Below are 14,464 nucleotides of genomic sequence, written 5' to 3' on the forward strand. Positions count from 1 at the left end.
TATAGATTAGCAGCTATTTAGCAGGGTAAAATGGAATCTCTTATTTTTATTAATCGAATTGGCTGACCTTTGTTGGATTACACCCTAAAGCGCAGTAAACGCAGAACCACAGTGGCAATTAAAGTTGCCGAGCAGAAATTGACCGTTTATGCGCCTTTTTATGTTTCACAAACTGAGATTGATGCCTGGTTAAAGACCAAGCAAGGTTGGGTCGCTGAACAAATAGCCAAACAATCCATTCATGCTGAGCGCCGTCAACTACCATTAGTAAACGCCACTATTAAGTTGTTTGGGCAAAACGTGCCGATAGTATTCGCTAAAGGCCCGAAAAGCATGTGGCAACAAGATGCACAGTCTCAGCTTACCTTATCAATATCATCACGTGTCAAACATCAAGAAGCTAACTACCTCGCTTTGCTGGAGCAGTTTTTACATGAAAAGCTTGAGAGCTATATCGAAATGCGTGTTCATGATTATTGTGTACAGATGTCTGAATCGCTCCCTACAAAGCTTAAAATTCAACATTATAAACGTCGTTGGGGCAGTTGTAATAAACGCCGCGAGCTGACTTTTAACTTACATTTAGCAAGTGCGCCAACCTGGGTGATTGATTATGTGGTTGTACATGAGCTTGCGCATCTTTTACATATGAACCATAGCGCTAAGTTCTGGCAACGTGTGAACCAGTATTATCCAAATTATAAAAAAGCCGAGCAATGGTTAAAAGCAAATGGAAGTAGTTTGAGTTGGTAGCTTAAGTTAGCGAGAGTAAAGTTAGCGAGAGTAAAGTTAGCGAGAGTAAAGTTAGCGAGAGTAAAGAGTGGTGGAGGGAGCTGGATTCGAACCAGCGAAGGCTGAGCCGTCAGATTTACAGTCTGATCCCTTTGGCCGCTCGGGAACCCCTCCACACAAATTTTTACTATTGCATCTGGCCCCACTTTTCTAAGAAGGAAAGTGGTGGAGGGAGCTGGATTCGAACCAGCGAAGGCTGAGCCGTCAGATTTACAGTCTGATCCCTTTGGCCGCTCGGGAACCCCTCCAATGCAACGGCGCTGATAATAGCAAACTTATTATTTAAGTAAAGAAAAAAACTAAAGAAAAATGCATAAATGCCGATAACTGGTTAATCAAGAAACTATTTGGCTAAAGACTATGCAAATTGATGGTTTGTTGCTCACAGAGAGCCAACTCGATAATCGTCTAAATAAAAGTGTTCACGAGCACCGCTCTGGAGAGTTTGCTTTATTACTAGCAATGCTTTCTCATGATGCGCTCGATTTTAGCCAGTTTCACCTGCCAAAAACTGAATTAAGCAATCCTGAAGTATCTGAATCTGCTTTGCGCACCGAGTTAGGTGCAGGCCCCACACAACCATTGGCTCCCGAACAGTTTGATATGCTGATTGGGCAAGAAAATGCACTTAGACTATTGCAAGGTGGTTTATCAGACATCAGATTACGTCATTGTTTAAACCCAGAGCCACTGAATGTTCGTGATGATAAGCAGCATGTGCCGCTAGAAGTGATTGATAACTGTGAGCCTGCAGTTAGAAAACGCTTTTATGAAAAAAATAAACCCGTTGAGCGCCCACAAATCGATGCAGCTGCATTTTATGATAGCCTTACTGACGAGGCGATACATCAACCTCTTCATTTAGCTACAGCCTAGGTATAAGTGGCTTAATCGAAATGTCATAGACTTCGAATACACTAAGAATAGACTTATATTTAAGTAAAACTGCAAAAAGTACAGCTAAATTAAGATGTGCTTGTTATAATAGCAGTCTATGGCTTAATGCCATTGTCATTGAACCAAGTTACTAGGACTATAATGAAGAAAACATTCACGCTAAACCACGAGAAAATTAAATATCCTCGTATGGTTGATGCAGCCAAGCACGAAGTAAAAAAATACTTAAAACGTGAGCGTAATAAAAGACTCCCAGCAGGCGCCGACTATTGGGCGTTTGACTGTAAGTTTGGTGAATCAGCGGAAGAGGCCAATGTCGTTCACGTGGCAGAGATTAATAAATGTATTAGCGATATTGAAGCAAAACAGCTTACATCGTTTTACGTTGAAATCTTAGCGCGTCCTGCACAGCGTCAACATCAAGAGTTTGACGAAGAGTAATACCCATACTGTTCTGCAGTAATACTCTAATACAAAAAAGGGCCTTCAGGCCCTTTTTTAGTTTTAGTAATTAATTATCGCGCAAATGGATCTGCATTAATTTTTTCTATGTACCAATTGCCTTTTTTACGCATCATTTTCACACTGCGCATATCATCAATTTTCTTACCATTAAAATAACCTGTAAAAATTAAATTGATGTTGGCTTTATCGCCATACTGTTCGCGCAAGCTCATGTTAGTCATATCGACTTCAATTACTACTTCATCGTATTGCATATTAACCAGGTTACGAGCGAACTGCCCAGCAGTACCATAAGATTTCATAATTCGCGCCATTTTCGGCGTGGCGTATTCCATTGCAAGGTTTAAATCGTTCTGGTTGTACAAAGCATCAAAATAGAGAGTCGCTACATTACCTGGGGTGTTTTTTTCGCCCTTTGGTGCGTCTTCAGAACCGCAACCGAAAAGAATGCTGCTACTTAGAAGGATAAAAGTTAAAAGTATATTTTTCATTGTTGTAGTTTTTCGAGTGAACTTAAAATTAAGTGTGTGACTAAATGAGCATGATGTAAAGTTAACTCGGTAAAATTATTGGTTTTATTTATTTTAGGTAATAAAAAAGGACGCATGTCTGCATCCTTTTTTAACAACTAAGTGATTCTTAGTGGTTACTGAACTAGCTCTTTATCACTGAACTCTTCAGCAAATAATGGGCTAGATAAGTAACGCTCAGTCGCACTTGGTAAAATTACCACAATGTTCTTGTCTGCGTTCTCAGGTTTTTCAGCAAGGCGTTTTGCCGCAACTACTGCTGCACCAGAAGAAATACCCACTAAAATACCTTCGTTTTTCATCAGTTCATGAGCCATAGCAATCGCATCTTCATTTGATACTTGCTCTGCAGCGTCTACAACTTCTAAATCAAGGTTGCCAGGAATGAAGCCTGCACCGATACCTTGGATTTTATGAGGGCCTGGTTTAACTTCTTCACCAGCTAATGTTTGGCTAATAACTGGAGAGTTAGTTGGTTCAACAGCAACCGATTGTACATTTAAACCTTTTTCTAGTTTAAGGTAACGGCTAACACCCGTAATAGTACCACCAGTACCAACACCTGCTACGAAGATATCGATTTTACCGTCCATTGCTTCATAGATTTCAGGGCCCGTTGTTTCAAAGTGAATTTTCGGGTTAGCTGGGTTTTCGAACTGTTGTAAAAGAATGTATTTTTCAGGCTCACTGGCTTGAATTTCTTTTGCTTTTTCAATCGCGCCATTCATACCCTTAGCGCCATCAGTCAATACTAGGTTAGCACCTAAGGCTTTTAATAATTTACGACGCTCTAAGCTCATTGTGTTAGGCATAGTAAGGGTTAGCTTATAGCCACGAGAAGCTGCTACGAACGCAAGTGCGATACCTGTGTTACCTGAAGTCGGCTCGATTAACTCTTTTTCTTTGGTTAATACACCTGACTTTTCTGCTTCCCAGATCATTGAAGCGCCAATACGGCATTTAACACTGAAGCTTGGGTTACGTGATTCAACTTTAGCAAAAACATTACCTGAGGTTACGCGGTTAAGCTTTACAATTGGTGTATTACCAATCGTTAATGAATTATCTTCAAAAATGTTAGACATAGTGTTCCCTTGGAAGCAATTTATTCAATCGTTGATCAACTAGCTAAGGCTAGTGATCTGTAATAGTCACACTTTACTGTGGTGAAATAAAAACGAAAGTAAAGTTTGGCTATAACATATAGCGAATAGGCTTATAGCATTTAGTAATAAGGTGGGAAAAGAAGGTCGCGCACCAAAAGGTGCGCTATTAGGGTCTTAAAGCAACCAAGCGTAGCTAAATTTAGCAAATAACGTACGCTGCTCTTTAGTAATTGATGATAGCTCATCATCTTGATAGCCATTATCTGAGTAACCTGCAAAGAAAACCGTTTGCGGGTTCAGCTTGTAAGAATACAACAGCTGAGTGGCTAGGTTTTTATATTGGCTATCAACATCATCTATGTAATTAGCTTGATTACGCTCTAAATCGGTATAAATGACTGCAAGACGTAAAAAGCTATTCACGTTGAATTGGTAAGTAAAACGTACATCACTTAAGTTGGCGGTAAATACTTCACTGCCATTGGCTTCAAGCTGCTCATAAGTATGACGTAAACGCACTTCAAAATGCTTACCAAGGTTCATATTCAGCACAGGGCGGATATGGAACTTATCACCAACGCGGTTATTCGCTAAATCAACGGCATTACCTGTATACATATATAAAGAAGCAAATACCCCTGCTTTTGGTTTAAAGTCACTGTAAAAGCCAACGCCATTTTCGCTAAACAAGTCAGTGTTGCCGTCGATATCTAAACGTGATTTATCGTGGCGAAGGCCGGTGCGGTTACGGTGTTCAACAGAGACCTCAAAAAAGCTCTGTAACGGGCCGCTGACTGAAAAACTAGTTTGTGCTTCTTTTTCAAGAAGTTCGTTATTTTCGTTATGGGTAATATCCCAATCGGCGTAAAGGTTAGCGCGATTCCACCAATTGCCTTTATCGCCATACCAGCGGTATTCGCCACCAGTCGTAAACTTTTTAAAATCAACTTGTGAGATAAAGCCCAAGTCAGCTCTTAAATCAGCATCACGATAATTATAATCAGCGAAGGCACGCCAGTACTTCTCGTCGTGTTGATACTTTAGGTAGTAGCCAGTACCGGATTGCTGTTCTTTACTTAAAACACGAAGTACGCCTTCGTTATAGTCGCAGTCACTATTTAATTCACAGATTACTTGCTCGGGCTGTAAGCAGTTATCACCATCACATAACTCATCGATAAAATCTTGGCTGTATTGCGTTTGTGACTTTAATACTTGTACTAAGAAAACATCGTTCACTGTTGGTTTGTATTTGCTATCAATACTGTAGACTGTGTTTTTATAATCATCACTTTGTCTGTGTGTTGCCGTTGAACCGAGTGATAACCCAGATTCAAAATCGTATCGATAACGCAGGGCACCGTTTTCACTTGTCTCGTCAAGGACGACAAGCGATGAGCCTAAATTGCCCGGGATCAACACATTGGTTTGCGTATCATTGGCAATGAAGCCGGCAAATGTATGACCATTTTTGCTGCCGGTGATCTTGGTGCCGTAATCTGGCTGGGCAATATTACGGGTATGAATAAGGTTAAGTGTTGAGGCAAAGTAGTCAGCGTTATCTAAAAAGAAGGCACGCTTTTCTGGGAAGAATAAACTGAAATTATTGTTCACACTCAATTGTGCTACATCCGCTTCAACCTGAGAAAAATCAGGATTAATCGTCGCATTTAAGGTGATATCTGGTGTGATCCCCCATTTAACATCGAGGCTGGCTTCAGTATTGTTTTCTGTCTCCCAATCAGCCACTTGTGCGCCATCAATATCACGTGTCTCATTTTTGCCAAGCACCACAGATGGAATAATCGCCACGTTATTGCCTTGCTTTGCTTGTTCAAAGCCTTGGTAACTTGGCATTTGGCAAATCCAACAGTTGTTACCATGGTCAATTTGCATATTGGAGATACGTAACCGCTCACTGCGCGGTAAAAAGCGTAAAAACTCCATCGCCATAGTCTTACTTGCTACGCTGTCGTCAAAATTCAATACGCGTAATGGAATGGCAACTTCAACTGTGTAGCCTTTATCATGAATAACACCGACGCTATCCCAAATACCGTCCCATGATGAGCTTTCATGTTTGGTCAGTTCGTTTTCTATTGAATCTTGTTGTACGCCAAGTGGGTTAATAAAAAATTGATAAGCTAATTGAGAATTATTGTATGAATCAATTTTTAGCCCGACTAGGTCATCATCCCAGGCTGCGTCACGGTCACGGTAAAAAGCACGAATAAGTTCTGGGTTTGGATCATTCGCTTCAAAGCCAATAAAAAGTGTTTCGCCATCCTCATAAACATAAGCGTGGGTGGTAACTGGGCTTTTACTGTTTTCGTAAGGCCAAGTAACGTTGTCTATGGTAATTTTTTTGGCACGTTGCCAACTTGGCTCATTGAGCTGGCCGTCGATTGTTGCTTGCTCCGCAATAAAAGGAAGGGTGACGGGTTGGCTGGTGGCCAAGCTGGTAAAAGGCACGCTTAATAGAGCGGCACTTAACATTGATTTATACATAAGCACTATACGGGTATTCAAAACTGCGAGCATGTTATTAATTTGCAACTTTGTTAACAAATGCAACGCGACAGGGCGCATATATTTACGTTCAAATTAGATTCTAACAAGCTGTGGTGGTAATTTGCGCAGTTAAACGTTAATTTGGCTGTTTTATAACAAAAGTAAACTAAAACGTGGTAAAAGATTACCACCTAAAAATTGAAGTGATCGTTATGAATTTAATTCTAAAATTAATTGCTGGTATTGTTGCCGGTATTTTAGTGGGCTTATATGTGCCACTAACAGGTGTTGAACTCCTTTACACAGTAAAAGAAATAATAGGTCAGTTGATCACCTTTACCATCCCGTTAATTATTTTATTTTTTATCGCATCAGGTATTGCTGGTTTACCAAAAGGGTCAGGCCACTTGTTAGGAAAAACAGTTGGCTTTGCATATGGTTCAACCGTTATTGCTGGAACCTTAGCGTTTTTACTTGTCAGCGCTATGATCCCATTGTTTGATGGCGGTTTAACGTTTGAAGCAGAAGTTGCTACCGAAGTGGGCAGCTTTATTGATTTAGAAATTCCACCTCTTATGAGTGTAATGACAGCACTTGCTGCGGCATTCATTTTTGGTATTGGTATGAGCCAGTTACAGCTTGATACGTTAAAGAAAGTATCTGATCAGGGCCGTGATGTGATTGATGGCTTATTAGCAAAAGTAATTATTCCTGCGTTACCTTTCTACATTGCCGGTGTTTTCGCGGAAATGACAGTTGCTGGCACCGTGGTTGATACGCTGCAAACATTTGGTATTGTTTTGCTAGCTGCATTAATTATGCATTGGCTATGGCTTACTGTTTTATATGTATCTACAGGCCTTTTACTAAAGCGTAATCCTTTAGAGCTTGTAAAAAATATGTTACCCGCTTATTTTACTGCTTTAGGTACAATGTCGAGTGCAGCAACAATTCCAGTTTCACTTCGCTCAAGCAAAGCAAATAACGTAAAAGAAGATGTTGCTAACTTTACAGTACCTTTATGTGCAACTATCCATTTATCGGGCTCAACAATTACGATTGTGACATGTGCAATGGCTGTCATGTTCTTATCACCGAATATGGATGTACCATCTTTATTTGGTATGTTGCCATTTATTATGATGCTAGGCGTTGTAATGATTGCTGCGCCTGGCGCACCAGGTGGGGCAGTTATGTCGGCATTGGGTCTTTTAACAAGTATGCTTGGTTTTAATGAAGGTGCAGTTGCATTAATGATTGCACTTTATTTAGCACAAGATAGCTTTGGTACTGCCTGTAATGTAACAGGTGATGGTATCATTGCCCTGTGGGTTGATCGTTTCAGCGAGAAAGCATCAGCTTAAAATTAATTAGTGAAACGATATTTTGATTTATCGTTTCACTTTTTCTGTGCTAATGTGGCACATTAAATTGTGCGAAGGCAGCTATTTGGGTTATTTGAGGGTGTTCCATTGATTAATGTACTTTTAGTTGATGACCATGAACTTGTACGGACAGGGATCAGACGTATACTTGATGATGTTCGTGGTTTTAAAGTGGTGGGTGAAGCTAAAACCGGTGAAGAAGCGGTGCAATTTTGCCGTCAACATTCACCTGATATCGTGTTGATGGACATGAATATGCCAGGTATTGGCGGTTTAGAAGCGACAAAAAAAATCTGTCGTTATTGCCCAGATGTAAAAATTATTGTGCTTACTGTGCATTGTGAAGATCCATTCCCAAGTAAAGTAATGCAAATCGGTGCTCATGGTTATCTGACAAAAGGTGCCGGCTCTGATGAAATGGTTAACGCCATTCGTGCGGTTAATGCAGGGCAACGTTATATTGCACCTGAAATTGCACAACAAATTGCCCTTGCTCAGGTAAGCGGTCGCACAGATGAAAACCCATTCCAGAGTTTGTCTGAGCGTGAGCTGCAAATCATGCTGATGATCACTAAAGGTGAGAAAGCGCAAGATATTGCGGATCGCTTGAACCTGAGTTCAAAAACAGTGAATAGCTATCGCTATCGCATGTTTGAAAAGCTAAATGTAGGGGGTGATGTTGAACTTACCCATTTAGCAATTCGTCATAAAATGATCGACATTGATAGCTCGCATTAATTTGCTCAATGTCTGATTTCGAACCAGCCCGTTTTCTAAAAACACTATCAAGTGAGCCCGGTGTCTACCGAATGCTTGATAGTGAAGGGCAAGTTATCTATGTTGGTAAGGCTAAAAATCTAAAAAAGCGCGTAAGTAGTTACTTCCGTAGTAATGTAACTGATAGCAAAACCCGTGTATTAGTAAGTAATATTTGCGGTATTGAAGTCACCCTAACCAACACTGAAACCGAAGCCTTATTACTCGAAAACAACCTAATTAAAAAATATCAGCCTCGTTACAATATTTTGCTGCGAGATGATAAGTCATATCCGTATATTCTTTTAACTGATCATAAGCACCCGCGACTTGCTTTTCATCGTGGTAGCCGAAAAATTAAAGGCGAATATTTTGGCCCATTCCCAAGTGCGGGAGCGGTATCTGAAAGTTTGCGTTTAATGCAAAAAATCTTTCCGGTTCGCCAATGTGAAGATGCGTATTACCGAGCTAGAAGCCGTCCATGTTTACAATATCAGTTAAAACGCTGCTCAGCGCCGTGTGTGAATAAAATCTCCGATGAAGAATATCAACAAGAAGTTGATTTTGTTCGCAAGTTTTTGTTGGGCAAATCTCATGAAGTTATTGCCGATTTAGTTACTAAAATGGAGCAAGCAAGTAAAGAACTTAAATTTGAGCTTGCGGCCAAAGTGCGTGACCAAATCATGTTACTTCGGAAAATGCAGGAGCAACAATCTATTTCAGGTAACCATGCCGAAATGGATGTAGTGGGTTTTGCGCATTTAAATGGATTGAATGCGGTTCACTTATTAATGATCCGTGACCACAAAGTGCTAGGCAGTAAAACTTATTTTCCTAAAGTGCCAAAAGACTCAGGTGAAGAAGAAATTCTAACTTCTTTTTTAGGCCAATATTATCTAGCTCCCGGTGCAACAGGGCGTATTGCTAAAGAAATTATATTACCGTTTAGTATTGAAGAAAGTGAGCCATTAAGCGAAGCGCTTACGGCAATCTCTGAGCGTAAAGTGAGTCTAAAAGTTGCTAATCGCGGTGAGCGAGCACAGTATTTAAAGCTTGCTAATAAAAATGCACTTAACAGCATTAGTGTTAAGCAAAGCACGCAGGATTCAATCAACAAACGTTACGCACAATTAAAAGAAACATTACGCCTAGATGATATTAATCGCATGGAATGTTTTGATATCAGCCATACAATGGGTGAAAACACGGTAGCAAGTTGTGTGGTGTTTGATTCGCAAGGGCCTAATAATAAAGAATATCGTCGATTTAATGTTACTGGTATCACCGGCGGTGATGATTATGCTGCGATGGAATTTGCACTTAATAAACGCTACAACAAAGTAGTCGATGAAGAAAAAATTCCAGATGTCATCTTCATCGATGGTGGTAAAGGTCAATTATCTCGTGCTGAGCAATATTTTGAAAACTGGCCACATAATAAAATGCCATTGCTGGTGGGTGTTGCAAAAGGTACTAGTCGGAAACCAGGTTTAGAAACGCTATTAATTGATGGCGGGCGTAAAACAATACCACTTGATTCAGATGCACCAGCGCTGCATTTAATTCAGCATATTCGTGATGAGTCGCACCGTTTTGCCATTGCAGGGCATCGTAATAAACGACAAAAACAACGCACACAATCATTGTTAGAAGAAATTACCGGCGTAGGACAAAAGCGCCGACAAGCATTATTAAAATATTTAGGGGGCATGCAAGGGGTAAAAGCTGCTAATATAGACCAATTAAAACAAGTTCCTGGGATCAGCCCTGAAATGGCTGAAAAGATATTTAATCATTTGCATGACAAGGCGTAGCCTTCGTGCGAATATAGTAAAAAAAGACATCTCCAAGTAGTTATGTGGAATATTCCAAACACACTCACAACCTTTAGACTTTTTCTTATCCCCATTTTTTTGGTGATATTTTATTTGCCTTTCTCATGGGCGTTTTTCGCAGCTGCGTTTGTTTTCTGGCTTGCGTCAATCACAGATATCCTTGATGGCTATCTAGCGCGTCGTTTAAATCAATCAACGCCTTTCGGTGCGTTCTTAGATCCGGTTGCCGACAAAGTAATGGTGTGTGCAGCACTGGTTGCTTTATCAAGCCATTACCAAAGTTTGTATATGACTATTCCTGCATTAGTTATTATTAGCCGTGAAATTGTTATCTCTGCTTTACGCGAATGGATGGCAGAGCAGGGTAAACGTGACAACGTAGCTGTATCAAACATGGGTAAGTTTAAAACTGCAGCACAGATGCTAGCCATTATTGGTTTGATCTGGCAGTTTGATACATGGATGATCTACTTAAGTTATGGCCTTTTGTACGTCGCAACATTCTTAACGCTTAGTTCTATGTTGCAGTATTTAATAGCGGCATGGTCAGAATTGACCAAAAATTGATCCTAAACGTTTAATTACACACCGTTTTAGATAAAAAATAAGCAAACAGTTCAAAACTAGCATTTTTTATATTGACGCGTTTAATAATCTCTGTAGAATGCGTCCGTGTTGAGAGGGCATAGCCCCCAAGATAAAGAAAGCGGCACTAGCTCAGTTGGTAGAGCGCAACCTTGCCAAGGTTGAGGTCACGAGTTCGAGCCTCGTGTGCCGCTCCAATTATCTAATTTGGCGGAATGGCAGAGTGGCCATGCAGCGGATTGCAAATCCGTCTACCTCGGTTCGACTCCGGGTTCCGCCTCCATTCAACACTCCACGCGCTCTATGAGCAACCCGATGCCCGGGTGGTGGAATTGGTAGACACAAGGGATTTAAAATCCCTCGCTGGTAACAGCGTGCCGGTTCAAGTCCGGCCCCGGGCACCATTTGTGGTTAACTACAGCACCAAATGTGGTTATAAAAATGATATTAGAGTTAATATGATGCGGCACTAGCTCAGTTGGTAGAGCGCAACCTTGCCAAGGTTGAGGTCACGAGTTCGAGCCTCGTGTGCCGCTCCATATTAGCTTTATCCACTTGCTTTAAATAGCAAACCCGATGCCCGGGTGGTGGAATTGGTAGACACAAGGGATTTAAAATCCCTCGCTGGTAACAGCGTGCCGGTTCAAGTCCGGCCCCGGGCACCATTTTTAGTGGTAACTAATTAAAATTTTGCGGCACTAGCTCAGTTGCCAGAACGTTATCATCGCAACCTCAAGGTTGTGCTCCAACGGACAAATTACTGACAGAATCAAATTTGCGGAACTAGCTCAGTTGCCAGAACGTTATCATCGCAACCTCAAGGTTGTGCTCCAACGGACAAATTACTGACAGAAACAAATTTGCGGCACTAGCTCAGTTGCCAGAACGTTATCATCGCAACCTCAAGGTTGTGCACCAACGGACAAAATACTGACAGAAACAGATTTGCGGCACTAGCTCAGTTGGTAGAGCGCAACCTTGCCAAGGTTGAGGTCACGAGTTCGAGCCTCGTGTGCCGCTCCAATTATTTGGAAGCGATAAGGCGGAATGGCAGAGTGGCCATGCAGCGGATTGCAAATCCGTCTACCTCGGTTCGACTCCGGGTTCCGCCTCCATATAATACTCCACATGCTCTTACGAGCGACCCGATGCCCGGGTGGTGGAATTGGTAGACACAAGGGATTTAAAATCCCTCGCTGGTAACAGCGTGCCGGTTCAAGTCCGGCCCCGGGCACCATTTACATAAAATACCTCTTCTCTATTTCATTTATATTTCTTTTTATAATCTCATCTAATTATTTTTTTATTGCCAAAATAGCTTTATAGTTTCCTTAGTCTTTTTAAAACAGCTAACGCGTTTCAAGTTTTAATCAATTAATAGGATCAAGGAAAGATAATGGAGCAATTTAAACATGGCTTAAACCAGTTTTGGGTAGGCGCCGTATTTGGGCTTTGTTTAGCGATCTCGTTAGTACTCATTCCTTTTGCGATTATTATGTCAAACATTAATGACGTACTGAAAATTCATGAGGTGAGCGTGCTTGTTGATAAAGTATCGACCGTCTTTGATAAATCAGAACAGGCTATTAGTAATGCCAAAGCAGCGCTAACCGATTTTGATAATGACGTGGTGATGGCTATGCTCACCGCCGTGCAATCTTATCAGCAAAAATCCCAGCCATTATTAAGTGCAGAGCAAAAACAAGCATTAAAAGCGCAAATTAAAGATCAGCTTGTTACTGAGCTTGAGTCCAAACTTAACGAACAGCAAATCACATTCATATTGTCTGTTTTTGAAAAATTAGCAAATACAAAAAAGGGAGCACAATCGCTCCCCAATTAAGTAATCACTTGGCTTGATTATTTGCGCCACGCGCCTTTAGGAATAGTTTGATTTAGCTTTTTGTTTTGCGAAGGATCAAAAGTAGGTAATTTACCTGCCTTACGTTGTGTGTTGTAGTCCTTCGCGAGCCAAATAACGACGCCCGAAAGCATAAATAAAGCGATGACGTTAACAACTGCCATTAAACCCATCGAAACATCGGCAAGGGTCCATACTAATGGTAATTCTCCAAGCGCACCAAACATCACCATACCAAGTACCAGTAGTCGGAAGATCAACATACCCGATGCATGGTTATGCTCTAAGAACAATAAATTGGTTTCGGCATAAGAATAATTAGCAACAATCGAGGTAAATGCAAAAAACAAAATTGCAATTGCAACAAAGGTGGCACCCCAGCTACCAACATGTTCTTCAAGGGCAGCTTGTGTTAACGCAATGCCAGTCACACCTGAATCAGGTATAAGCTGTTGTGATAATAAAATAAGTGCTGCAGTTGCAGTACATATAATAATTGTATCTACAAATACGCCGAGCATTTGTACATAACCTTGTGAGGCTGGGTGCGGTGGGTTAGGTGCTGCCGTTGCAGCAGCATTTGCAGCGCTACCCATACCAGCTTCATTAGAGAATAAGCCACGCTTAATACCCTGGATCATGGCTTGCATTACACCATAACCTATTGCACCTGCACCCGCTTGCTCGATACCAAAGGCACTATTAATAACATGCATAAATACGCCCGGTAATAAATCGTAGTTCATGGCACACACATAAAGTGCAACTAACAAATAAGCCACCGCCATAAATGGCACAACCATTTCTGCAAAACGTGAAATAGTTTTTAAGCCACCAAAAATAATAATACCTGACCCTAATACTAAGCCGATACCTACAACATAGTTTGGAATACCAAACGCAACATCAAATGCAGCAGCAATAGAGTTTGATTGAACGGCATTAAACACCAATCCAAAAGCAAGAATAAGGCACAGAGAAAAGATCACACCCATCCAACGTTTGCCCAAACCATATTCCATATAATAAGCAGGGCCACCGCGAAAGTTGCCATCTTCATCGACGGTTTTATATGCCTGAGCAAGAGTGCTCTCGGCAAAACTTGTCGCCATACCTATTAAAGCAATAAGCCACATCCAGAAAATTGCACCGGCACCGCCTAAATAAAGTGCAACGGCAACACCTGCCATATTACCCGTACCAACTCGCGCAGCTAAAGAAGTACAAAATGCTTGGAATGAAGAAATGCCATCGCCAGAACCTTGGCGGCTCTGAAACATCACTTTGACCATATGTGGGAATTGAGTGAATTGAATAAAACCGAGTCGAAGAGTGAAAAATAGCCCCGCAGCTATTAAAAGGTAAACCAGAATGTGACCCCAAAGGAGACCACTTATACTATTTATAATGTCTGTCATTTTTCTTGCCTTGTGAGCGAGTGGAAAATCTGCGGCGCAAGTTACCATAACAAGCGAGGAGAGTTTAGTTATTCTGCTAAAAAACATCAGTTATCCACAGGTCTTTGTGGGTAACGTGTTTGCATTTGGTGGGTATCTGATTAATTTGAAAATAATCAAAAAAACCTTCAAAAAGTGCTTGCGTTAAAAATCCATCTCCCTATAATGCGCATCCACTGACACGGCGGGCAGCAATGAAAAGCGCTGAACAAAGTGACAGAGAGTTAAGTAAAACTTCGGTTTAAAACGGTCTAAAAAGAAAGTTTAAAATTAAGTGTTGACTC

Annotated in this window: 12 protein-coding genes and 10 tRNA genes; 16 read left to right on the plus strand and 6 right to left on the minus strand. The window is 41.0% G+C overall.

Annotated elements, in window-relative coordinates:
• Positions 1 to 72: 72 nt before the first annotated feature.
• Positions 73 to 753 (plus strand): SprT family zinc-dependent metalloprotease, encoded by a 681-nt coding sequence (locus ABMY41_RS15395; RefSeq protein WP_175079735.1) that lies wholly within the window; start codon positions 73 to 75, stop codon positions 751 to 753.
• Between the two features lie 68 nt (positions 754 to 821).
• On the opposite strand, the gene ABMY41_RS15400 is transcribed toward ABMY41_RS15395, so the two are convergent.
• Together ABMY41_RS15400 and ABMY41_RS15405 are read right to left on the minus strand one after the other, a co-directional pair.
• Positions 822 to 906: transfer RNA gene (locus ABMY41_RS15400), tRNA-Tyr, on the minus strand.
• 49 nt (positions 907 to 955) lie between these two features.
• A tRNA-Tyr gene (locus ABMY41_RS15405) sits at positions 956 to 1,040 on the minus strand.
• A 112-nt stretch (positions 1,041 to 1,152) separates the two neighbouring features.
• Here ABMY41_RS15405 and ABMY41_RS15410 point away from each other — a divergent pair.
• Both ABMY41_RS15410 and ABMY41_RS15415 read left to right on the plus strand, forming a co-directional pair.
• Positions 1,153 to 1,668 carry a VC2046/SO_2500 family protein gene (locus tag ABMY41_RS15410; protein WP_055022407.1) on the plus strand — a complete coding sequence of 172 codons (516 nt, stop codon included), beginning with the start codon at positions 1,153 to 1,155 and terminating at the stop codon, positions 1,666 to 1,668.
• A gap of 162 nt (positions 1,669 to 1,830) precedes the next feature.
• Complete coding sequence (locus tag ABMY41_RS15415; protein ID WP_349275340.1) at positions 1,831 to 2,130, plus strand: DUF6172 family protein; 300 nt, start codon at positions 1,831 to 1,833, stop codon at positions 2,128 to 2,130.
• A 74-nt stretch (positions 2,131 to 2,204) separates the two neighbouring features.
• On the opposite strand, the gene ABMY41_RS15420 is transcribed toward ABMY41_RS15415, so the two are convergent.
• The 3 genes from ABMY41_RS15420 to ABMY41_RS15430 all read right to left on the minus strand — a co-directional run bounded on the left by ABMY41_RS15420 (position 2,205) and on the right by ABMY41_RS15430 (position 6,298).
• The gene (locus ABMY41_RS15420) at positions 2,205 to 2,645 is read right to left on the minus strand and encodes a hypothetical protein (protein ID WP_175081138.1); all 441 of its coding nucleotides are present in this window, start codon (positions 2,643 to 2,645) and stop codon (positions 2,205 to 2,207) included.
• 155 nt (positions 2,646 to 2,800) lie between these two features.
• The gene (gene cysK / locus ABMY41_RS15425; RefSeq protein WP_058583732.1) at positions 2,801 to 3,769 is read right to left on the minus strand and encodes a cysteine synthase A; all 969 of its coding nucleotides are present in this window, start codon (positions 3,767 to 3,769) and stop codon (positions 2,801 to 2,803) included.
• A 195-nt stretch (positions 3,770 to 3,964) separates the two neighbouring features.
• Complete coding sequence (locus ABMY41_RS15430; RefSeq protein ID WP_349275342.1) at positions 3,965 to 6,298, minus strand: DUF5916 domain-containing protein; 2,334 nt, start codon at positions 6,296 to 6,298, stop codon at positions 3,965 to 3,967.
• A gap of 215 nt (positions 6,299 to 6,513) precedes the next feature.
• On the opposite strand from ABMY41_RS15430, the gene ABMY41_RS15435 reads away from it, so the two are divergent.
• The 13 genes from ABMY41_RS15435 to ABMY41_RS15495 all read left to right on the plus strand — a co-directional run bounded on the left by ABMY41_RS15435 (position 6,514) and on the right by ABMY41_RS15495 (position 12,705).
• Entirely contained in the window at positions 6,514 to 7,665 is a 1,152-nt protein-coding gene (locus ABMY41_RS15435; protein ID WP_054553767.1) for a dicarboxylate/amino acid:cation symporter, read from the plus strand.
• Positions 7,666 to 7,773: 108 nt separating this feature from the next.
• Positions 7,774 to 8,424: a UvrY/SirA/GacA family response regulator transcription factor gene (gene uvrY, locus ABMY41_RS15440; protein ID WP_054564041.1), complete on the plus strand. Its 651-nt coding sequence runs from the start codon at positions 7,774 to 7,776 to the stop codon at positions 8,422 to 8,424.
• An 8-nt stretch (positions 8,425 to 8,432) separates the two neighbouring features.
• Positions 8,433 to 10,256 carry an excinuclease ABC subunit UvrC gene (gene uvrC / locus ABMY41_RS15445; protein ID WP_054553646.1) on the plus strand — a complete coding sequence of 608 codons (1,824 nt, stop codon included), beginning with the start codon at positions 8,433 to 8,435 and terminating at the stop codon, positions 10,254 to 10,256.
• Between the two features lie 42 nt (positions 10,257 to 10,298).
• Positions 10,299 to 10,844: a CDP-diacylglycerol--glycerol-3-phosphate 3-phosphatidyltransferase gene (gene pgsA / locus ABMY41_RS15450; protein WP_054564017.1), complete on the plus strand. Its 546-nt coding sequence runs from the start codon at positions 10,299 to 10,301 to the stop codon at positions 10,842 to 10,844.
• Positions 10,845 to 10,983: 139 nt separating this feature from the next.
• Positions 10,984 to 11,059 (plus strand) — tRNA-Gly (locus ABMY41_RS15455).
• Between the two features lie 12 nt (positions 11,060 to 11,071).
• Positions 11,072 to 11,145 (plus strand) — tRNA-Cys (locus tag ABMY41_RS15460).
• A 34-nt stretch (positions 11,146 to 11,179) separates the two neighbouring features.
• A tRNA-Leu gene (locus ABMY41_RS15465) sits at positions 11,180 to 11,266 on the plus strand.
• A gap of 59 nt (positions 11,267 to 11,325) precedes the next feature.
• A tRNA-Gly gene (locus tag ABMY41_RS15470) sits at positions 11,326 to 11,401 on the plus strand.
• A 39-nt stretch (positions 11,402 to 11,440) separates the two neighbouring features.
• Positions 11,441 to 11,527, plus strand: a tRNA-Leu gene (locus tag ABMY41_RS15475).
• A 282-nt stretch (positions 11,528 to 11,809) separates the two neighbouring features.
• Positions 11,810 to 11,885, plus strand: a tRNA-Gly gene (locus ABMY41_RS15480).
• An 18-nt stretch (positions 11,886 to 11,903) separates the two neighbouring features.
• Positions 11,904 to 11,977 (plus strand) — tRNA-Cys (locus tag ABMY41_RS15485).
• 35 nt (positions 11,978 to 12,012) lie between these two features.
• Positions 12,013 to 12,099, plus strand: a tRNA-Leu gene (locus ABMY41_RS15490).
• A gap of 159 nt (positions 12,100 to 12,258) precedes the next feature.
• Positions 12,259 to 12,705: a hypothetical protein gene (locus ABMY41_RS15495; protein ID WP_289098325.1), complete on the plus strand. Its 447-nt coding sequence runs from the start codon at positions 12,259 to 12,261 to the stop codon at positions 12,703 to 12,705.
• A gap of 17 nt (positions 12,706 to 12,722) precedes the next feature.
• On the opposite strand, the gene ABMY41_RS15500 is transcribed toward ABMY41_RS15495, so the two are convergent.
• Positions 12,723 to 14,141: a sodium:alanine symporter family protein gene (locus ABMY41_RS15500; RefSeq protein ID WP_349275345.1), complete on the minus strand. Its 1,419-nt coding sequence runs from the start codon at positions 14,139 to 14,141 to the stop codon at positions 12,723 to 12,725.
• Between the last annotated feature and the right edge of the window lie 323 nt (positions 14,142 to 14,464).

Origin of the sequence: Pseudoalteromonas sp. BZA4 (assembly GCF_040104395.1) — a bacterium.
Classification (GTDB): Bacteria; Pseudomonadota; Gammaproteobacteria; order Enterobacterales; family Alteromonadaceae; genus Pseudoalteromonas.